Annotated in this window: 19 protein-coding genes; 12 read left to right on the top strand and 7 right to left on the bottom strand. The window is 56.8% G+C overall.

Annotation, left to right across the window (positions count from 1 at the left end; all coding sequences use genetic code 11):
- Positions 1–73: 73 nt before the first annotated feature.
- The gene (locus tag AC57B1_RS15250; protein ID WP_496417911.1) at positions 74–1,018 is read right to left on the bottom strand and encodes a hypothetical protein; all 945 of its coding nucleotides are present in this window, start codon (positions 1,016–1,018) and stop codon (positions 74–76) included.
- Between the two features lie 155 nt (positions 1,019–1,173).
- Here AC57B1_RS15250 and AC57B1_RS15245 point away from each other — a divergent pair, with 155 nt between their 5' ends.
- The 3 genes from AC57B1_RS15245 to AC57B1_RS15235 are packed head-to-tail and all read left to right on the top strand — an operon-like array spanning position 1,174 to position 2,992.
- Positions 1,174–1,764, top strand: coding sequence for an RNA polymerase sigma factor (locus tag AC57B1_RS15245; RefSeq protein WP_496417910.1), 591 nt, complete (start codon positions 1,174–1,176; stop codon positions 1,762–1,764).
- Positions 1,761–2,165 (top strand): hypothetical protein, encoded by a 405-nt coding sequence (locus tag AC57B1_RS15240; protein WP_408529668.1) that lies wholly within the window; start codon positions 1,761–1,763, stop codon positions 2,163–2,165. Before AC57B1_RS15245 ends, AC57B1_RS15240 begins: the two co-directional genes overlap by 4 nt.
- Positions 2,162–2,992: an ImmA/IrrE family metallo-endopeptidase gene (locus AC57B1_RS15235; protein ID WP_496417909.1), complete on the top strand. Its 831-nt coding sequence runs from the start codon at positions 2,162–2,164 to the stop codon at positions 2,990–2,992. Before AC57B1_RS15240 ends, AC57B1_RS15235 begins: the two co-directional genes overlap by 4 nt.
- A 475-nt stretch (positions 2,993–3,467) precedes the next feature.
- Here AC57B1_RS15235 and AC57B1_RS15230 read toward each other — a convergent pair whose 3' ends face one another.
- A complete protein-coding gene (locus AC57B1_RS15230; protein ID WP_496417908.1) occupies positions 3,468–4,034 on the bottom strand; it encodes a hypothetical protein in 567 nt (188 codons plus the stop codon).
- Between the two features lie 397 nt (positions 4,035–4,431).
- Here AC57B1_RS15230 and AC57B1_RS15225 point away from each other — a divergent pair, with 397 nt between their 5' ends.
- The 4 genes from AC57B1_RS15225 to AC57B1_RS15210 all read left to right on the top strand — a co-directional run bounded on the left by AC57B1_RS15225 (position 4,432) and on the right by AC57B1_RS15210 (position 7,916).
- Positions 4,432–5,292 (top strand): hypothetical protein, encoded by an 861-nt coding sequence (locus tag AC57B1_RS15225; protein ID WP_496417907.1) that lies wholly within the window; start codon positions 4,432–4,434, stop codon positions 5,290–5,292.
- Between the two features lie 8 nt (positions 5,293–5,300).
- Complete coding sequence (locus AC57B1_RS15220; protein WP_496417906.1) at positions 5,301–6,779, top strand: hypothetical protein; 1,479 nt, start codon at positions 5,301–5,303, stop codon at positions 6,777–6,779.
- A gap of 46 nt (positions 6,780–6,825) precedes the next feature.
- Entirely contained in the window at positions 6,826–6,990 is a 165-nt protein-coding gene (locus AC57B1_RS15215) for a hypothetical protein (RefSeq protein ID WP_496417905.1), read from the top strand.
- Between the two features lie 86 nt (positions 6,991–7,076).
- A complete protein-coding gene (locus AC57B1_RS15210; protein WP_496417904.1) occupies positions 7,077–7,916 on the top strand; it encodes a hypothetical protein in 840 nt (279 codons plus the stop codon).
- A 542-nt stretch (positions 7,917–8,458) separates the two neighbouring features.
- On the opposite strand, the gene AC57B1_RS15205 is transcribed toward AC57B1_RS15210, so the two are convergent.
- Both AC57B1_RS15205 and AC57B1_RS15200 read right to left on the bottom strand, forming a co-directional pair.
- On the bottom strand, positions 8,459–9,514 hold the full coding sequence (locus tag AC57B1_RS15205) for a helix-turn-helix transcriptional regulator (RefSeq protein ID WP_496417903.1): 1,056 nt from the start codon (positions 9,512–9,514) through the stop codon (positions 8,459–8,461).
- A gap of 860 nt (positions 9,515–10,374) precedes the next feature.
- On the bottom strand, positions 10,375–10,623 hold the full coding sequence (locus AC57B1_RS15200; protein WP_496417902.1) for a helix-turn-helix domain-containing protein: 249 nt from the start codon (positions 10,621–10,623) through the stop codon (positions 10,375–10,377).
- Positions 10,624–11,134: 511 nt separating this feature from the next.
- Between AC57B1_RS15200 and AC57B1_RS15195 the strand changes: the two genes are divergently transcribed.
- The 5 genes from AC57B1_RS15195 to AC57B1_RS15175 all read left to right on the top strand — a co-directional run bounded on the left by AC57B1_RS15195 (position 11,135) and on the right by AC57B1_RS15175 (position 17,250).
- Positions 11,135–12,067 carry a hypothetical protein gene (locus tag AC57B1_RS15195; RefSeq protein WP_496417901.1) on the top strand — a complete coding sequence of 311 codons (933 nt, stop codon included), beginning with the start codon at positions 11,135–11,137 and terminating at the stop codon, positions 12,065–12,067.
- A gap of 304 nt (positions 12,068–12,371) precedes the next feature.
- Positions 12,372–12,803, top strand: coding sequence for a hypothetical protein (locus tag AC57B1_RS15190; protein ID WP_496417900.1), 432 nt, complete (start codon positions 12,372–12,374; stop codon positions 12,801–12,803).
- Positions 12,790–13,839 (top strand): AAA family ATPase, encoded by a 1,050-nt coding sequence (locus AC57B1_RS15185; protein WP_496417899.1) that lies wholly within the window; start codon positions 12,790–12,792, stop codon positions 13,837–13,839. Before AC57B1_RS15190 ends, AC57B1_RS15185 begins: the two co-directional genes overlap by 14 nt.
- A complete protein-coding gene (locus tag AC57B1_RS15180; RefSeq protein WP_496417898.1) occupies positions 13,721–16,354 on the top strand; it encodes a S8 family peptidase in 2,634 nt (877 codons plus the stop codon). The genes AC57B1_RS15185 and AC57B1_RS15180 overlap by 119 nt, the downstream gene beginning before the upstream one ends.
- Positions 16,351–17,250 carry a hypothetical protein gene (locus AC57B1_RS15175; protein WP_496417897.1) on the top strand — a complete coding sequence of 300 codons (900 nt, stop codon included), beginning with the start codon at positions 16,351–16,353 and terminating at the stop codon, positions 17,248–17,250. The genes AC57B1_RS15180 and AC57B1_RS15175 overlap by 4 nt, the downstream gene beginning before the upstream one ends.
- Positions 17,251–17,477: 227 nt before the next feature.
- Here AC57B1_RS15175 and AC57B1_RS15170 read toward each other — a convergent pair whose 3' ends face one another.
- The 3 genes from AC57B1_RS15170 to AC57B1_RS15160 form a co-directional block, all read right to left on the bottom strand.
- Positions 17,478–18,425, bottom strand: coding sequence for a hypothetical protein (locus AC57B1_RS15170; protein WP_496417896.1), 948 nt, complete (start codon positions 18,423–18,425; stop codon positions 17,478–17,480).
- Positions 18,412–20,028, bottom strand: coding sequence for a hypothetical protein (locus AC57B1_RS15165; protein ID WP_496417895.1), 1,617 nt, complete (start codon positions 20,026–20,028; stop codon positions 18,412–18,414). Before AC57B1_RS15165 ends, AC57B1_RS15170 begins: the two co-directional genes overlap by 14 nt.
- Positions 20,029–20,335: 307 nt before the next feature.
- On the bottom strand, positions 20,336–20,836 hold the full coding sequence (locus AC57B1_RS15160; RefSeq protein WP_496417894.1) for a hypothetical protein: 501 nt from the start codon (positions 20,834–20,836) through the stop codon (positions 20,336–20,338).
- Positions 20,837–20,881 lie beyond the last annotated feature (45 nt).

Raw genomic sequence — 20,881 nt, 5'->3', positions numbered from 1 at the left:
TGCGCAATTACGGGCGAGGCCCTGCCTCGCCCGTCTGCAGTCGTACGACGACCCGATGAACTTCCCAACCTTATTACGCGGCGCGCCGCTTTCCGCTGCCCATCAACGCGTCGAGTTCGTCAAACCAGCTCCTCGTGTGAATCAACCGTGCGCGATGGATACCGGCCGCAAGGATTTCTGCCTTCGTGAGCTGGGAGACCGTTACCCACGAAGACTCGGCGAGAACATACGTCGCGTTGTTGACGTGCTTGTTCTCAAGCAGACAGAACCCATATTGGGGGAAGCCGAACACGACGTAGCCGTCGAAGCCTTCGCGTCCGACGGCGACAAACTCGGGCTCGTACCTTCCAATGGCAGCGAACCGTTCGGCGATGACCGGCCGGTTGCCTGGTGCCGCGCTTTCCACTATCCGAGATACAGCGGCCTTCGCGCTAGCCCAAGGATTCTGACCTGCCGGCAACAGGTCCCAATTCAGGCGCCTGATAGGGGATGCAATCCACGTTTCGAGCTTTGACGTCAGGATTTCGAACCCATCAAGCTGCTCACGGAACACGTTTGCTGTGTTGGTCGCCACCACATCGAGTTCAGTCTGAACCTTGAACGGGCCAGACACGAGAAACGTCGCGCCGTCGCTGCGCGTGCGCACTTGCATTTCAACGGAGTACGGCGGCATGCGCGTTAGCGGATAGCGCAGGTAGGGTACATCCTTGACACCGGTTTTCTCGACTTTGTCGCGTCCGTGGTGTTCGGTCCATGACCAACTAATCTGCCTGTACTTAGTCTCCTTCGGCTGGTCGCGATGAACGACGTCAAACCCGTCTGCATTGCGGCGGCTTGCAGCGCCGCGCTTTGCCGACGGCAAGATGCTTTGACCGTTCTGGACGGGGATTTCGAAGCCGAGGCGCTGAAGCATCTCGACAGATGTGGCGTTGACCGGCAGCCCGACGAAATATTCGTCGCCAACGCTAAGATGGGTTAGGTGGCCGTTGATGTTGCGGGTTTTGCGATTTACTATCATCTGGATGTCCTTAATCAGAAAAAGGCCCCGACGTAGGAAATCGAGCCCCTAATCAATAGGACTCTCAAGACGGACTCCACGGACGCGACAAAAAAATTTATTTTCGGCGTCCGCAAGGGGCTCCAGAGGAGTCTTAAAAAGGAGTGTCAAGGGCAATGTCCGACACAGCAAAATCTGAGAGCAGACTGAGCAACAGCGAAGTCGAGAACGAACTACTGAACATGAGCCCTGCCGACTGGGCTAGGGCCCAACGGCTCGCCAACTTCCTTTCAAGGAGCCTCACCGACATCACGGGCGATGACCTGCTTCAAGAAACAATGACGAAGTTGCTGAGCCAAGACCGCGTCTGGAAGCGTGGGCTCGAGCCAATACTGGTTTTATTCGTCGCGACGCGGGGAATATCGAGCAACGACCTTAAGAAGGAAATGAATGGGCCGGTGGACGCATTCAAGGTGGTTTCTACGACCGATGAGGAGCCGGAAGATGCCAGTCGGGAGCATTTCGAGATGGGTGTATCACACGATACGCCTGAGGTCGCGCTAATAAACCGTCAACTGTTGGAGCAGATTGAGGCGGACGTCAGCCAGGACGAAGACGCGCATCTGCTCCTGCTCATGTGGATAGATGGAGTTCGCGGCGCGGAGGCTGCCACGGAACTGGGAATGGATGCAAAACGTCACGATGCCGCGAGGAAGCGCCTTGCACGTCGCCTGGCACCTTACGAAATGGCGAGGATGCAGCAATGAACTCGACAAAGAAGACTGAACCTCACGATTTGCTCGCCGATGCTTTGGCGCGCGAGTTATTGGAGATGTCGGACGAAGACGTACTTGATGGCGCCGATGCCGGCGCCACGAAAGCTCACGGCCTCCGTCTCCTGCAAGCCGCAAAGGCAGAGTCGGGGCGCCGACGGCTCGCCGCCGCGCGCCAAGGGGTCGCAAACCACCGCTCCACGACTGGTCCGTCAAACGCGGGGGTTTCTGTGGAGGTAGCAAAGGCATACATCCTGCAGGCAATGAATGACGGCCGGTACACCTTGGCGGCACGCAAACTTGACGAAATGACCGACGAGGACTTGCTGGGGCTTTACTCGCGCATAAGGCGATTGGACCTACCAGACGGTTCCGGCGGGAGTTCCGATAAATGAGTCCAGGTAAGCAGGCCGAAAAGCTGGTTGCGGATTTCGGGATAACTTCGCCGGAGGACTTAGACGTCGAGGCGTTTGCATTCGATGCGGGGCTTGAGGTTGAATACCAGGAACTGCAGGGGTGTGAAGCGACGCTCGTGGGCTTTGAAAATCGCGCGATAGCTACTGTCCGTCCTTCGACCTTCGTCGGCAGGCAGCGATTTTCGATTGCACATGAACTCGGCCACTGGACGATGCACCGTGGACGCTCGTTTCGCTGCCGCGTTGATGACCCCGGCGACAACTTGGCATCCAACAAAGATTTTGAGAAGCATGCCGACGAATACGCGTCGCACCTGCTCATGCCGCGGCCGATTTTTCAGCCTATGGTGAAGGCCATCGGGAAACCGGGATTCCGGCAAATCAACGATTTGGCCGAAACCTTCCAGAGCAGTCGGACGGCTACTTGCATCCGGCTGGCACAGATTGACACCCTGCCAGTCGTCGTCGCCTGCTACCGGGAAGACGGATTACGGTGGCATGTCCGTGCTCCTGACGTGCCCAAACGATGGTTTCTACGGCGTGCGTTGGATGATGACAGTTTTGCGTACGAGCTCGCCACCTCTTCCGGTGCCGAGATTAAGCAGGGCAAGCAGCCAGCCGAAGTTTGGTTCGAAAACTCCGATGCCGGCAACTTTGAGGTGATGGAGCATTGCGCGCGGGGACGGCAGGGCGAGATGTTGGTGCTTATCTACCTTGTTGATGCGGAGATGATGGAGGCTGGTTATGACCCGGACGCAGGCACTCGCAGATATAGCGAGCGTGGCTCGTACATCAGTCGTCGGTAAGCGGCCGATTGCCATAGGGCTTGTATCGGCTTCGCGGTCTCGCACCGCGCTCGGCTCTCTGATATGCCGAATACTCTATTGCTGGCAGACGACGAGCGCCGCGCGTCCAACCGTCCTTCGTTCCCTCAAATAAGTGCTTCGCCTGCATTTGGCATATGCGGGGCATTCACAAAGAGAGAACAGTGCTGCCGAAGAACAACGCAGACATCGGCCGCACGCTCGGTTGGGACTTTGCGTACTACGGCCGGGGGCCGCGCGACGAGGCCCCGGTTGATGTCATCGAAAGACACACCGCTGGCGAGGCACACTTGTTCAGATGGGGCCTTCGTCTGCGCACCAGCGCTCGGTGCGTTCCTCGTCTCCTATCTGCTCTGGTCGAAAGAGTCGCCGCTGCGCAAGAAGCCCATCACCGTGGAGCAGACAAGCGCTACCTGACGGGCGCAGCGCTACGCGCTCCCCAACCCAGCCCACGATGTCAGAAAGCGTGAGCCTGAAGTCGCGCAGGACGAAAATAAAAATTTGAAGTTCGCCCCGGTGCAAAAGCCGATGCAACCTCAACCTCGCGACATGCAGACGCGGTCAACTCTACTTTCAGGGCGCGCACCGCGAGCATCTGCACCCAATCGCCGCGCAACTCGGTAATGAGTGTTCTGAATAGCACGCAGGGATGCAGACCAAACAAGCTCTCTTCTGCTAATGCTATCTCTTTCGCGTCCACGCGCCCGCTAATCTGGCCTATTACTGCCGTGGCTTCCAGCCGTACGACGTGGCTATGGGCCGCCGCATTGCAAGGCTCAGCAGCAACGCTCGCGCAGACCACCGAGGCGCTAACGGTGAACTCTGCGGGCAAATCCGATGCCTGTGGGCTGTGCGAGGGCCCCGCAATGTTCGAGTCTGACTCGCTCTTGTGCTGCTCGCGCACTGAGTGCTCACGAATCCAGTGCTCAGCCTCCCACAACGCCTCATTCAGAATATGAAGTCTCGCCAGTTCCCGGACCGTCAGTTCGCCGAGTTCGCGAACGCCTGTGTTCGTCTGTGGCATCTCTTCCGATTTCCATAAAGTTGTCAACTAGCACGGATGATTACGGGCCAGCGAGACAATTCCTGTCCCACTAACAATCCGTTGTGGTGAGTGGACGAGACTGAAGAAACAATTTTTTGAAAGGGTATTCTTATCGGGACACATTTTGTCCCGAGCGAATTCCACCATCGTGCTTCCAGTTTGAGGCACATATCTTTTGTGCGACTCGTGCGTGCTGGCTATCTGGTACAGCCTAAAGTCTTTTGCGCTTCGTGCCGTTAGTCGATGGGGTCCCTTTGCGTCGCCTGCGGCAACGCAAAGTGGTTGAAGGATGCAGTCGCAGTACGTACCCAACGCGATACGCTGGCTCGGGGTTGCCGCCGCGTTGAGGAATACAAGATTAAGAACGGAGAGATACATGCTGAACAGAGAGTCTGCATCAAATGCCCGTAATCAACTCGAAGCGGCGGCTAAGGACTACGACAAACGCCAGAACGAAGTCCAGATGCTGGCCACGGGGCTCCACAACCTGCGTCGTGAGAGCAGTGAACTGCTGATTGGCGACGTCGAGGCGTACGTTAATGGTCTTGCTTCGACACCGAAAGAATTCAGCCGTGCGTTTGCCGAATACAAGGTCGAGTACCACACGTTTGAAGGCGTCATCGCAGAGGTCGACCGGCAACTGCATGACATTAACGTGACGGGAGGCGCGGCGGCAGGTGTGGGCGTAGCTGCCGGTGCGTCGACAGCATTGCTCGCCCCGACAGCCGCCATGGCCGTTGCCACGACATTCGGCACTGCGTCTACGGGTACCGCCATCGCCTCGCTTTCGGGTGCAGCCGCGACGAACGCGGCGCTGGCCTGGCTCGGCGGCGGCGCGCTGGCTGCCGGCGGGGGCGGCATGTCAGCTGGAGGAGCGCTGCTTGCACTGGCAGGCCCTGTCGGCTGGACACTTGCGGGTGCGGCCGTAGTCGGGGGTGGACTCTTCGTATGGCACTCGAATGGAAAGGTCGCCGAGGAAGCTCACGCCAAACGAGTGCCCATCGAGAAGGGCATCGCGTCGCTCAAGATGGCCGCAGCCGAAATCGAAATCCTCAAGCATCTGACGCTCACGCACACCGTCGGGATGAAGTCGCTTCTTGGGAAGCTCAAGCGGACTGCGCCCACGGACTACGGTCAGTTCTCAGCGGAAAACAAGGACGCACTGGGCTCGCTCATCAACCACGTGCGCTCGCTTTCGTCGCTGCTGAACAAGACGATTATGTCAAACGCTTCCTGAGGCCCGACATGACTATCGACTCCACAATTGGGGTATCTGGGGCCGCTGCGTTTCATGGCGGGCCGGCGGTACCCACTACGGCTTCGCTGGGCGACCAGGCTGCGGGTATCGTGGTCGACGCAGTCAACGGCGCGCGTGTGGCGGCTGAGGCTGTTCTGCAGTCTGCGCAGGACAAGGCTTTCGAAAACGCAATGGCTGCAATGGCTGGGCTGCGCGAGTTCATCGGTGAGCCCGGCAAGATTCTAGGCCGCATGGACACCAAGCACGGTGAGGTCGCCGAGCAGGTCGAGGTTGCCGTGCGCCGCGCGCGCGACCTGCTCGCCCAAGTTATGCCCGGGGCGACGTTCGAGGGAGTTGGGCGCACAGCGCCGATGGACTACCGCATCGATGGAATCGACGTCCAGTCGAAGTTCATCAACGGCGCCAATAACGGCCTCAAGCATATCCTTGAGCACATGGATATGTACAAGGACTTTGACGGCTTTTATCACATCCCAAAGGACCAGCACGCCCAGATTCTTGAAATTTTGAAGGGTAATCCGGGCGAGCTCAGCGAAAAGACCTTACGCGCCATTCACGAGAAGGTCGCCCAAATCGAACTTGCGACTGGCAAGCCGTTCACTGAAGTCGTGCAGCCTTCCGTGTCGACATACGGCGAAGTGCAACTCGGCAAGGTGGGTGAAACGGTCGACCATCACGAGCAGGACCTCAAGCAGGATAATGAGGCGCTCAAGGACCAGATTGCCCTTGAGCACGAACCATCGCTGGCCGAGGGGTTGAAGGCAGCGGGTGGAGCGGCGGCAGTCGGTGCTGCGCTCAGCCTGACAATGAACGTGTGGAAGAAGTATCGCGATGGAAAAAATGTCTTTGCAGGGGACTTTACCCTGGAGGACTGGAAGGAAGTCGGTCTTTCCACCGTCAAGGGGGGCACCGGCGGCGCCATTGCGGGTGGCGCCATCTACGCGCTGACCAACTGCGCCGAGATGGCCGCCCCGTTCGCTGGTGCATTCGTGAGCGCGGCCAAAGGGATGGCGTCACTTGTCGCTGACTACCATGCCGGCAAACTTTCGCTGGACGCGCTCATCGACAACGGGATGTTCGTGTGCAGCGATGCAGCCATCGTGGGCCTGTGTACCGCCACCGGTCAGACGATTATCCCGGTGCCTGTGCTCGGCGCTGTGCTGGGTTCCATCGCCGGCAAGTTTTTGTCGACCTTCATCGGCAAGAAAGCCCGGGAAGTTACTGACCGGCTGGCCGAGCGCATGAGCCGTATTGTTGCCGCACTCGATGAGGAAGTGCGCAAGGTCCTCAACGTCCTGGAGGAGGAGTTCGACCGCCTGGGCGAGCTCACGACGATTGCGTTCGACCTGTCGGCCAATGTGTGCCTGCTCGATGCGAGCCTCGCGCTGGCGCGAGCACATGGCGTGCATGAAGCGCTTCTCATCAGGAACGAGGCAGACCTCGACGCATTCATGGGTGGTGCCTGAGCCCGACGAAGCACGATTGGACTATCGAACCTAACGGAGATTTCGGATGACGATTTTCTGGACTGCACTCACAGCCGCGCTCTACGGCTGCCTCGAGATTCTGGGCACTTTGCTCGGTACTGCGCTCGCCGCGGCCTTTGTCTGCTTTCTCGTAGCAGCAATGCTCGCCGCCGTAGTCGAAATATTCAGGCAGCAAACTGCGACCGCCTGAACGGGGCGACTTCCTTAACAGCGGCCGCACGGGGCGGCCCGCGATACACGGCGCACACGCTGCGCATCAAGACACAGGAGTTGAAATTGGATACGGCATTTCTTAAGAATTCAGGGGACCTCGCAGCACTGTTGCAGGTCGCAGACGTTGACGACCTCGATGCGCTGGTCGACTACATCACCGACAATGGCAATGGGCGGGTGGCACTCGCCAAGGATGTGCGTGAGCACTTCGTCGCTTGCAAAAATGCGCGCAATTATCGCGCGGCCGACCGTGGTGCGATTGCCAGTGAAATACTGCTTTTTGGAGGCAACTCGGTTGCCAACCTGTTCCGGGGCGGCGAGGGCGTGTCCTACAACGAACTCGCGAGCGATGTCGGTGGCCACCTGAAGGTGACTTTCGCCAAGGGCGCCGACGCGCGAACGATTGAAGAAGCCATCATCGCAAAGCTGTACAACGACGCGGTCGGAAAAATGTCGTCCGACGAGTTGCGAGAGTTCACGGCGACAATGGGCGCGTTTGCAGCGACGAGAGCTGCGACGGCAGCGGCCGCCGGGATGAGCGTGTACGCAATGTCGATGGTTGTAGCGAGCGCCATGGCATCCATGGTCATCGGCCGCGGGTTGCCACTAGCCATGAGCATCATCGCTTCGCGCGGAGCGGGCGCGCTTCTCGGCCCGTTCGGCGTAGCTCTCTCCGGCATATGGACGGTCGCTGAACTCGCCGGTGCCGCCTATCGTGTCACCATTCCGTGCGTCGTGCAAATTGCACACATCCGGCAGAAGGCATTGCAGAGGGCCCTTGACTGCCGGTGCAGCAAATGTACGAAAATCAACACACCGGAGGCAAAATTCTGCTCCGAGTGCGGCAACCCCATGCTTCAGAAGGCCGCACCGTCGACAGTGCTCGCAACGTCCAGCTTTTAAGGTCGATTAAGGCGCTGGCGTGCCATGTGGAAGGCGCACCCCGATACTGTCGTGGGTGCGCCTTTTTTGCTGGCAGCTGCGGCACGAGTGCAAAAGCCCTTTTTGTGCCGGTCCCGTATCCCTCAATACGACGTCAGGAAAAGCCGCGGTTCAGCTCTCGCACGGTGCGTCCTGCGCCTGCGCCAGCAGCTTCGGCAAACGTGCCACACGCACCCGCTGCCCGGGCGTCAGCCCGGAGGTCGCGCCAATCTGCGCCAGCCTCGCGCGCCAGTAATGCAGTCCGAGCACCGTCGTCGCCCCGTTGACTGACAGTACGCGTTCGAGATGCGCGAGGGCCTCATCTACGTTCTTCGCGGTGTATGGACTGACCGCGGCCGCGGGCCTCGCTAAGTTTGGATTCGTTGGAATTTTCTGCCCCTGTCGAGTAGCAACAGGGGCATTTTTCCTGCTCATCGGGACAAAACCTGTCCGCCGGGATGGGGTCGCCCGGAAGGCCGAAGTGTCAGCGGACGAGGCCAGCGCGAAACAGCGGGCAGAGAGGACTAGGGGCCGTAGCGCGTGACGAGTCTTTGGTATTCGGCGGCAAATTCGTCGCGCAAGACAACCGGAGCGAGGATTTCCACGCTCGCGCCGAACGAGCGCAACCACCAGCGCAACTTCAGACTCGGGATGACGGTGCCGGTCACCATCATCCGCCCGTCGGCGAGCGTTTCAATTCGCTGGTCCTTCGACATGGGCGTTTCGCGGAGATGGTTTCCAGCCTGGCCGTCAAAGGCAATACTCAGCTGGACCGCCGGCTCGGTCAGAAAGTTAAACGCTTGCTCGCTCTCGATATAGTCGCGCAGACTGAAGTCCTCGGGGTAGACGAACGTTTTGCCGGACTCAGTCGCCGACACAACCCGGTCGAGCCGGAACAGGCTTCGCAGCCATTGAATCTTCGGCTTGTCCTTGCGCGGTTCGAAGGACGGGTCCTGCGCAACCATGTACATGATGCCGGCGGATTCAACGAGGGCAAGGGGCCAGAGGGTCTTAGGCTTGAGCTCTTCTGTCTCGGGCTTTCCAGCAGGACGATACCGCACAGACATTTCTCTTTCGAAGAAAGTCGCGGTCGTAATCGCATGAAAAATGTCTTCGCGCAGGTTCGGCCGGATAAGGGAAAAGGTGCCGTCGACTGAGTCGACCTTGTCGGGCCATTCCCGGTAAATCCGGCTGTCCGCCTTTTCCTGGGAGAGTCGGACTTCCGCAGCAGCGAAGAGCGGTTCGATATCGCGTGTAACGGCCGCAGGCAGCTTGTTGCCGGCAAAGCGCTGCATGATATGAAATGCCACGGCCTCGGACGCGCCCATGCGGCTTGCGCTGTCGCGGGCGCCCTGCAACCACGGTTTGCGTTGCCACAGCAGCTCGCGCCCAGTTGTCGTGGACAGCACGAGTTTTTCCTTTTCCAGTCTTGCCAGCTCGCGCAAGACCTTTTTCGAATAGCAAGTGCGGTGTCCGCGCTCTTCAAGCTGCTGCCGCACTTCCGATGTGCCCATCCATGCAATCGCATCGCGCTCCGTCGGTAGGATGCGCAGGATTGCTTCCTCCAGGCCCGTGGTCATTTTTTAGCTCTCTTTTTCCGGAATGCGTTTCGTCTCGGGCGTTTGTTCCCCGCGCCCGTGGCATGCTAAGCCGGGATTCTACGATGCAATTGAGCAAAGGGTGGCGGGCGCGGTCGGTGATGCAGCCGCGCAGGGCTATGAGCGCCGCAGGGCCCCATACCAGTCCCTCAACAATCTGCGACTGACGCACGTTCTGTGGCGCATCAGCGAAACGTATCGGTCGGCGAAATCGGAGAGCCACGACCTCCACATCAGTGGCGATGTCGGTCAGCAGTTCTGCCATCAACTCAGCGATTTTTGCGCGCAAGCGGTCATTGCGACCAGCCAGCCAAGCCGCGTCCACGTCTTTCGAGTGAGTCTCCATCCAAGGTGTAGCGCCGTCGTTTTATGCTGCGCGTCTGCAGATGGCCAGTGCTATGTTGATTCGAGCGCTGTTCGCGGGGCGGCGGCGCGTTGCGCCCGACCGCGCGCACGACAAAAACTAAGAACGAGGTGTACCAAGACCTATGCAGACAAACACAACGAGGTGCGATTGTTTCCAGCCAGATGGTCGGCCGGTCAATCCTGAAGTCCTATTTGAGGGCACTGATACGACGAACAGCAGCTATGGGGAAGTAACGCTGAGCCGATGTCAACGTTGCACGACCGCGTGGCTGCGATTCTTCATCGAATACGAGTCCTTCAGCCGCTCAGGTCGGTGGTATCGCGTTCCGCTTCCCGCTGACTGTGTGGCGAAGGTGACGGCAGAGAACGCAGTCGCGATGGTCAATGAAATGACGCCGAGGTTCGCCGGCGGCTCACGCTTTAACTCCAACGGCTTCGAAACGACGGCCTCTGTCGACCTGGCGCCGTAGCCTCGGCTACCCATTCTCCGACGGTTCATGCCCGCCACCCGACGTGTCGTCGGTCGACCAATACTCCTCAGTCTGGCCAGCGAGAAATTCTTTGGCGGCAGCCTGTTGCCTGGACCTGTATTCCAGAACCTCAGCCTTATGGAGCATTCCGTCAGTCGCGCTGAGTTTTCCCGCATCTACAAGCTTCCGGACGTGAGGGCGAGAGACGAACAGCAACGCTGCGGCTTCTTCAACCGTGACTAGCTCTACGGACATGCTCTTCGCCTCCTGACCCATAAGCGCAACGCCGCGCCTTGCTAGTCTAGCCCGGTTGTTTGGGGCCAGATTGCAAGCGTAGATATGAGTGGTAGCTCCCCGTCGACTCCCGTCTGAGCTGGTGAGCACTCGCTCTTCTTGTGTGCCCTCTGGCTTTGACTGCTGGGGATGAATGACCTTAGATGTATTTGTGGACGGCGGAGGTCGCGGAGCACACTTAACGGGAACGGAGGCGGCAATGACCAAGAGCAGCGGTGGCAAGGGCGGCCAATCGGCGGGTAGTCCAGCTTCAGGCGGCGGTTCCAAGGCTGGCAGTCCCGGGCGCGGCCGGGCGCCTACCGGTTTCTATGGCGGCAACTGGCCCAGCACTACCGGCGCAAAGTCTGGTGGCAATCGCGGGAACACCTCACCCGCTGGCGGCAAGAGGTAGGTCTGCGCTCACATCCTGTGGCCTCAAGTATTGGGTCTGCTTTGCCGTTACCGCTGTCGGACAATAACGACTGAGAGCAAGATGGCGCAGGAGTACGACGCAGAAATTGGCCGCACGCTCGGCTGGGACCTCGCATTTTACGGATGGACGCCGCGGGACGACGCCCCAGCACATGTCCTTGAAGGGCACGCGGAGGGGAAGGCCCGGTTCGGAACGAACACCAAGCGGCCGACTCGCTTTGAACGCAAGTGGCTGCAGTTGCGCCAGAACGCACTGCGACGCGGGAAGGTCGTGGACAAGGCAATCACGCCGAGCTTCATTGAGGTCATCGACTATCCGACCTGTCCTGTGACTCTCGTTGAGCTGACTCATAGCACCGGCGCAGATAGCGACTGGTCGGTTGACCGTGTCAACAACGACGGCGCGTACGCTGATGGCAACCTCATCGTGATGAGTGTCCGCGCCAACAAGGCGAAGGGCGACAAGAGTCTGCGAGATATCAAAGAGCGCCTCGCTGCTGAAAAGCCGCTGTCAGGACTTTCTATTCGCGAAACATTCAGATTGCTCAGCCTGATGGAGAAGCCGTGCAGCCCTCCGACAGCGAAAGAGCCCCAGAATACGCTTTTAACACGGTTATGTTTTGGCACCGCCCGTACTAACTACCAGAATCTCCAGCACATTCTGGTTATGTGTACCACGGTGGATTCCAGCAAACGCAATGCAATGTTTCGGACCCTATCCGATGCGCATGCGGATGCATGCACGAGCGCCAGCCTCCTCAAGCTTGCTTATGAGAAGCTGGCGAAGCGAATGCAGGTCGTTGATTACATGTACGACGCGTGTAGCGATGAAGCATTTCAGACGCTGCTTCAGCGATGGGTCGAGACAATCCCGAGTACCCGCAGGAAGGCGTTCGACGCCAAGCTCGAGGCTGTGACCGGTGGCCGAGGCGTGCCCAAAGAGGTATTGCGGACATGGGCTTTGGAGTCAAAGGGACGGTTTGCGAACAGGTAGTTCGCTGCATCGGGCTACTTGCCTTTACTCGTAATACTGTATATTTATACAGTATTACGCTGTCATCCTCTTGTGTCGCGCTTGCATGGATACCGGTCTTCGATTGGTCGCTACACCCTGATTCAGTCGTAGTGCAGCTGGTTTTGTTCAGCCACGCACGCGGGCCAAAGTTGCAGCCGCTCATAAACTGCATCGCGTTTCGTTTTGTCGTAAAAGTAACGCTTTTATATAGATAAAATGATAATCCCGTTGCGTTTTGTTGCGTGATGGCTTATTCTTTCGTGAATACTGAGGGAAAGTATAAATGCCAAAGGTTGTCCGCGACGAAGAGCTGGCGGAGCGTGTTCGTTTGTTTATCGAACAGCGCGGTACGCTTTCGGCTGCCGCCGTGGCTTTAGGTGTCGATAAGGTGCTGCTTTGGAGATTCAATCGCTCAGGCTGCGCCATCGGACGGACGCGTACGCAGTTGACCGAAGCGCTCGCGCGGTTTGAAAACGAAACGTTGCAAACCGAAAACGTAACGAGTGTGTTGCGTTCTCAAATGCTTTCTGGCGTGTCCGATGGTGACCTTGTCGCATTGCGAGCTTTTTTTCAGAATATGCTCAATCTGGTTGATGCCTATGAAGCAAACCGGCCACATGCTGTCGCGATGACAGGCGCTGAGGCGGCATTGGACGACACATCTGATGCACACGGCAATCAACCCGTAGAGAAGGGACAAAATGGCCACTCCTAAGACTCGAGGCGACCGTCAGGCGCTCCAGAAAACAATGGATGCAATCCTCGAAGCAAGCCGAGCAAACAAGTCGGAGTCGAAGGCCTCCCCGCAAAGTTCGCTGTTCGCTCCGGCAATGAGCTCCCTGCCCAATGGCATCTCGGAGCTGGTGTTCGATGTTCCGACGCATCGTCGCATGGACGACTTGGTGCTTTCTCAGCACCTGAAAGACAACATCGATGAATTCATTTACGAGTTTTCTCATGCAGCTCTGCTTCGAGAACATTCGGTTGAGCCGCGCCACACTCTTCTGTTAATCGGGCCGCCGGGCAACGGTAAAACCAGTCTCGCGGAAGTGATTGCCGCGGAGCTGTCGCTCCCTTTGCTCTCGGTGAGATATGACGCAATCGTTGATAGTTTTCTAGGTGAAACTGCCAACCGTTTTCGCCGGCTGATTGATTTTGTCGCGACTAATCCAAGCGTGCTGTTTTTCGATGAATTTGATGCGGTTGGAAAGGACCGGGGCGATTCGCAGGAAACGGGAGAAATCAAACGGGTAGTTAGTTCTTTGCTCGTACAGCTTGACCGTTTGCCGAGCCATTCCGTTGTAATATGCGCAACGAACCATCCCGAATTACTCGATAAGGCAGTATGGCGCCGGTTTGAGGTACGGGTGGAGGTTCCTTTGCCTGGAGAAAGCGAACTTAAAGCGTGGTTTCAGAAGTTTGAACGCTCGCTCGGAGCGAGCGCTGGAATCAGTGCCCAAGAATTCGCTGATTGCATGGCTGGAGAGAGTATGTCGGAAATCGAGGCTTTTACGCTCGATGTTCGTCGCAAGCTCATTCTCTCCCGCGGCAAACTCACTCCCGCCCATGCGGTCGAGGAGATTCTCAAACGTTGGCAAAGGCGATTAAGAAAGAACGTGCGAAACGGGGACCATGGCTCAGAACTATCCGGTAGTAAGACTGCTGAGAGAGCAGCAGGGAAGACAACGAATCAAAGGGCCGGCACCAAAAGGAATCTTCGCGAGCAAAAGGCCGCCGGAGGAACAGAGTAGGCGTCATTCCGCTACTTTCGAGCGGATTGAACAGACGACCGGTGACCTCAAGCGCGGCATTGATGTCGCCACCGACCCCCGGGCTGTCACGCCTGAACGAGCGCTGGTAATCGAGCTTCTTGGGCGCGTCGATGACTTCGAAGCAAAGGCCAAGGAACTGGGGTTCGAGTGGCTGACCAGCGAGTACGACGAAGCAACCCGAGACGAAGACCCTCAGGACGAAGAGTTAGATTCCGATGACCGGAAGGGCGTCGGCGCGACCTTTCTGTATCTCACGATGCCTAGCGTACGAGGGCTGGACACGCTTCTCTCTCGCTGGCGTGCATATAAGGCGAACAAAGAGCCGGCGGCGGAAGACCGTGTCTGGTGGGCATTGTTCGGTTTTCTTCAGGATATTCGAGTCTGGTCGGCGAAAGACCGGATTGACCCATCGATTGAGCAGTATGTGAAGTTGATGCTGTCTGGTAATCCAGATAGACCCGTAGTCGTGGAGATAGACCTCTGGTATCGAAACGACGCAGAACGGCGCGACCGAGCGGTCAGCACATTGCGCGAACTGCTGCAGGAAGTCGGCGGAGAAATGCTCGACTTCTGTTCTATCCCGGAAATCAACTACGAAGCAGCATTGGTTCGAGTACCGGCAAGCGTTGCGCAGCGCATTGTCGCTCGGGACGGCAAACTGGCTAATGCGGACGAGATTATGACTATCCGTCCGCAGTCGCTTTACGAATCGGATACTACGAACGATTCGAAACCTGCAATGCCGGCATTGCAGCCTTGGAATCCGACCGGCACGTCTCCCGTGGCTGCTATCCTTGACGGGTACCCGGTTCAAGGCCACGCCGCTTTGGGCTCACGGATTACCGTAAAAGAAGTCGATGTTCCGGGAACAATCGTTCCCGTTACGGCGCGGCGTCACGGTACGGCAATGGCATCACTGGTCGTGCATGGAGACCTGCACGGGCCGCAGTCGCCACTGAACGACCCGGTTGTGGTTGTGCCGGTGCTTTCGTCGACTCCCGACGGAACGATGGAGACTACGCCAGCTGGCAAGCTGCCAATCGGAATCATCTATAGAGCGGTAAAAGCATTGGTTGCTGGTCTGGATGGTGCGCCCGCGAGCCATCCGAACTTGGTTCTTTTCAATCATTCAATTTGCGACCGCTACGCTCCGTTCGTCAGAAGACCGACGCCATGGGCCGTCCTGCTCGATTACATGAGCCATGCCTATCGCATATTGTTCGTGATAAGTGCGGGCAACATTGATAGTGCGTTTCCGCTTGAACCGTACGCCGACAAGGTGAGCTTCGATACCGCTCCGGTGGCTGAGCGCGAAGCTGAGATTTTGCTCGCAATCGAACAGGCAAAAGGCGTGCGTGGCATTCTCAGTCCTGCCGAATCCATCAACAGCTTGACGGTCGGTGCATTGCACGCAGATGGAGCTGCGGTCGCTCCTGCCGGAACCATCGACCCGTACCCGAACGCTCCGATGACCAACATCTGCTCGGCAGTCGGGCTAGGCGTGCGCCGCGGAATCAAGCCGGATATCGTGGAGAGTGGTGGTCGTCAGACCGTAATCGTTTCGCAGGAGCAGGGGAACGTTGCGATTCGCGGATTCCAATCGGCGCATATGGGCCAGATGGTCGCCGCGCCGGACCCGTTCGGCGGTGACCTGCAAAAGGTGACGTTGAGTACGGGAACCAGTAACGCGGCGGCTCTGACCACTCGCGCAGGGATTGTCATCGCTGAAGCCGTCCGCGATATCTACGCAGCAGACAGAATCGATTGGCTCGCGCTCAAGACCCGGGCGGTGATACTCAAGGCGTTACTTGTGCATGGCGCCCGCTGGGGTGTTGCAGGAAAACTACTCGAGGAAGTCTATCCCCCGTCCGACCCGAAGCAATATCACCGTCGGCGGGAGACCATTGCGAAGTTCCTTGGGTATGGCAGGCCTCAACCGGAACTGGTGATTTCAGGTGACCAGAATCGAATCACGCTTCTCGGTTCGGACCTCATCAAGCACGACAAGCTGCACGAGTATCGAATCCCGCTACCGAGCGCGATGCTTTCCACTCGCGATGTTCGCCGCGTAGTAGTTACGCTGGCATGGTCAACGCCAATCAGCGTCACGATGGACACATATCGTGGTGTCGCGCTCAAGATAGTTGATGCGCAAGGGAAGAAGAATTTCTGGAGTGGCGTCAGTCCATCTCTACAGCCGAACGCGAAAAGCACCGAGCGCGGTACGCTGACACATCTCGTCTTCGAGGGAAAAAAGAAGGTCGACTTGCTCGCTGATGGGAAGGGGCTGTTCATCGGAGTCCAGGCATTTGCGAACAGGAACCAGTTTATAGATGTCGAAGTCCCCTACGCGATTGCGATTACGCTAGAGGTGGCCCAGTCGCAACGGTCATCCAACCTTTACGCTGAAGTCAGAAACAAGGTCCAGGAACAAGCGAACGCCCGCGCGCAGGCGCAGGCCCAAGCCCAAGCACGCTCCGGAGTGAAAAGTTGACACAAACCAAATTCGACTCGTCGCTCTCCCTTGGGAGTACGGACGACGCAAAGATTGCGAAGTATCTTGAATTGATTGGTGACCACGAAGGCGCGCTTCGCATGCTGCAGCAATCGCCTGGCGGACAGCACATGTTTTCGTCGGGCGCAGCCTTTAAGTCTTCAGGCCTCGCTTTAGGCTTTATCGAACCTCCAGATTCTTCAGATACGCTGCTCCCGATTGCTCCCGCCAGCACGGTTTCGGCAGACCGGAATTTGATTAACGACCGTATCAAGATTTCGCTCGATAAGTTTTACGTGCATTCTTACCCGGGTCTGGGGGAACACACTGTCCTTTGCGAGTTTTCCGGCAAGAATCAGGTGCCTGGCGAAGTCGAAGAATTGCGCTTTGCTCTGCGCACGAAAGTTCGAGATGGAGCGTCGGCAAGTATCTCCGGCCATCCGATATTTCTCGGCGTCACCGTAGGCGCGAACGGCATATCATTTGAAGGTCGCGCCGTGAATATCGCCAGCGATACAGATGACGTCCTGCTTTCTGCACTCGATAGTGCGGCCTTCAAAAGCGGGCTTTCGCTGATTGCGACTGCACAGCCGGCCCTAAAGCCATTTACGGGCCTCGCCGAATCTGTAGTCAAAGCGACACTCTCTCGCAGCAAGAACAAGCAGGTTCACAATTTCAATCTGGGCTTGGATTTCGGCGGCAACGCCTCGTCGGCACGCTTGCGAATCGGTTCGTACGTCGTCGTTCAGACCGATGACCCGCATTGGGATTGGAGCCACTATCATTGGAACCGCAACACCCTTGGCATGCAGAGGCGGGGCGAGCTCGTAAGTGTTCCCAGTGTGAACTACATGGTGTTCGGCGTCTCAAGATTTCAAGTGCCGGCTCAACCGTAGGCCTACAGCTACTGGGACAGCTCCAGACTGACCTTACAGTCGAAGAAAAGCCGACCCGAGCACGCTAGCCAAGCAATCTGCTACAAACAATCGCACGCGTTATCGATTCGAGTTCTGGTGTAGTCATCGTCACCTCCCTGCTAACTAGTGACGATATCGCGTGCTTCTCGCCTTTTCGCGTTGCTCCACGGCCTTCGCTACGCGAAAGCCAAGCTCGACCGCGCGCTCTACGGTAGCGAGCTGCCGTTAGCTTCCGGGTCGAAGGCGACATACATGTCGAGCAAAATCTTGCCCAACATCTGGTTCTTGTAGTCGACTGGTTCGAACTGAAGATACTCAGCCAAGTCGAAATCCTCTCCGAACAATTGCCTGTATTGTGCAATCTTACTTGGACGAAATTTCTTTCTCAGCCTAATAAACCGCTTGATTGCAGGTAAGTTGAGCTCGAACCGCTCCTTTAATAAGAAGGTCTCGATAGAGTTTATCGCTTTGTTCGAGTGAGGATGTGGTTCTAAGCATCCAAACTCGTTGAGCAGATTGTCGTCATGTAAAAGGTCGGCGAAGGTGTAGGTACCATTGGTCGACCTCAGGTCAAAGCGAATTTCATCATCGTCCTCTAGCGGGTGAAGATGATGGTCAGTAAAAAAATTCTTTGTACCTTTCAAGCTCGAGTTGCAGACGTAACAACTCGGCACGAGGTTATACAAGGATAAGGCGAGGTAAGGGTATTTATCCTTGGAGTAAAAGTGGTCGAGCGTGGGCCGATAGCTCGTTGTTGTGCCTACAACCGTGAAGGCGAAAGCCTGATTGCAGTAAGGGCAGATACTGTTTCGTGCTTTTGCGCAGAGCTTATATGCAGACCAACGGTTGACTGTCTTCGAACAAAATCGACTGTAGTCAAATACCTCCTTGGCCGACTCGATGAACGCACTACGCGCGTCATCATCGGGCAGGCCGCCCAATGTCGCGCTAGCATCAGCGATAAGTCCACGAAGGGTATCAACATCGCCCGTGGCAAAGCTTTCTTTGTTTCGACTGATAAAATCGTGGAGGGCAGCTGGCGCAAGACGACCGGCTTGCCCCTCTTCTATCTCTAGGAGTGTCGAAAGATGACCTGTGACGTAGGCCTCGTGGTCCGCTTCAGCGTCATGCCAAACCTCCTTAATCGAAATCATGGGCATCCCCAAGGCCGGTTGTGGAATCTTGGTGCTTGCGATGCAGTTTTTTCATCTCTCTAACCAAAATCGGGTCATCGATTATGCTTAGGATGTATTCGTCCATTGCATTCGGCGTGCCGTTTTTCAGACGCCGGATACTGCCGTTAATTTTCTCCTGAGCGAAACGTCCTAACGTCGCGGTCTCGAAACTCGTGTTGACGATGTCCTCGAGAGACGCGGCAAAGCTTCGTACGTCCCCTTCTGGCGCATCAGGTTCCCCTTCACGTTTGAGACGTTTGACGCAATCACGCGGAATATCTGTGAGAAGGGATGTTGAGTGAGAGGTCAGAATGAGTTGCAGGCTGTCGACGTCGCCCTTCATGCTTCCCATCATGTGGTCGAGCAACTTCACATATTCACGTTGCCAAGCGGCATGGAGAAAGATGTCACCTTCATCGAGCAATATCAGAAACTTCCGAAGATTTCTCTTCTTCAGAACATCTATTCCACGACTGATGGCTGAGAACTGGTACAGAAGCGCAAGTTGACCAGAGCTAAAATTCTCCCAAATAAGGCTGACAAGCGCGGGTCTACTCCAATTTTTGCGATAGCGAGCGAGCTTTTGGTCGCTGTCGACATAAGTCGATTTACCCACCCAGTCGTCTGCGCGGTAGTCACTCCAAGCGTCGCCGTTTTGCAGAATAGATATCTTACTATCTGCAATCTCTTTCAGCTTGCGGTCAAGGCCACCGTCTCGAACGAACGAGCCTGGATAGCCTTCGATAAAATACATCTTGATGAACGCTTCGACCGGTGCGACCTTTTTCCGACTCAAGTTGATAACGTGTTCGAGCGCGGAGACCACCGGAATGAGTGTGTCGCCAAGGCATGAACTCAACAGCTTTTGGATACTTAGTATGAACTGTGTACCTTTCTGCTTAATCACGAACGGTACATCGTCGGCAAACTCGGAATGGTCACTTTCGGTGACCAAATGCGCGGCAAAGGCATTGGTGAAATGACGCTGCAGTTGAGACGCAGAGTCCCAGAACTCGGGAAAAAGCAGACGCAGCTGTTCTCGCTCCGACGATGAGAACAGTGAATCTTTGCTCCTACCTTGATTGCTGAGGTGACCCAGAATGACTCGGCCCAATGCTGTCAATACCATCACGCGGTCGAAGCCCAGCACGACCATTGGCCGAAGGTCGAAGCCTAGACGCTCCTTGACGAGTTCGTAATACTGGAAATTGACGTCTTGCACCTCACCCGACTTTCCATAGGTTGGTGTAGCGTTGTAGAAATTTCTCGTGTTTTTCGGAAGGTCGACTCGGTAAGGAATCGGCGTGTAGTAGATGACGCCATATTCCTGACGACGCGCTTTCGAACGAGCTCCCGCGCCCGAGAAATGAATGTTGGCTTTTACTATCTCTTCAGTGTCGTGGAAGGCCCATGCGGTCTCTCGGAGGAACCGGGTCTTTCCCGCGCCGTTGCTTCCAATCAAAAGGGAAAAACTGTCGACGCTGAAAAAGCCAGGCTCGTTGCCTATGCTTTTATTCGAAGCTGTCAACAAATCGAGCTTTTCAGAGTCAAGCTGTATGCTTAATATCATCTTGAAGAGCAATGTATCGTCGTTACCGACAGGGAGTATTTGTCGGACACGCCACATGCATGCGCTCGCGCCGACTCGTCATTTGAGCCATTTTAGTGTGAAAGCGTAAGCCTTGATGACTTAAAGACGAGCAAACCGGTCAAACAAACTTGTTTGCAAGCGGACGCGAATCCGTTGTCAGCGTGGGGGCATGGACGTATGAGGATTGGACGGAAACGACGCGAGCAGTTCACTGCCAATGGTTCGCGAGGGTTGTCCAACTGAAGCTCGGAAATGGGTCGCATCCGGACGACAGTGGCAGGAGGCTCTGACAAAAACTTCAGCTGTCTTTTTGGATGCGAGTCGAGTCGTGCGTCATTGCATCCGATGCGCGGCCGCTATCGCAGGCAGTCGCGTTAGCATGAGCCACAACGCGACGACACAACTCCACAAACTCAGCTGAGCTGAGGTCATTTTTTGCGTCATTCGTACGCCATGCACAGATTCTAAAGTCGGCGGCACTCGCGCCCGCCTCAAAATGGTCTACGGTTGGCAGAAGAGCAAACGATGCTTTATAGATATTTCGCCCCTCGCTCGATGCGTCGTTGCGGTAAGTGCTGATGAGGTGCCAATCGAGCTGTTCCCCGGTATAAGCGTCTCGCCCGTCTGACATTACCACCGCCAAATGAATCGCAGATTTATACGCGGACCGCGTTGCAATGCGTCCGCGCGCACGGTCGCGTTTGACATGCGCTGCTGCCTTGCGAACGAGCCAACGGTCGTACGCCTCCAGCGACACGTGCCCTTCGAGAAACTGCGGCATCGTAGATTTGTACGGCATAGTCTCAGCTGTTGGTTGTCTCACCAAGCTTAGAAGGTAAGAGCG

This window comes from Paraburkholderia sp. BGA-UO-ETr-F21 (genome assembly GCF_059567925.1).
Note: the sequence above shows the minus strand (reverse complement) of the source record. Positions and strands in the feature narration are given on the sequence as shown.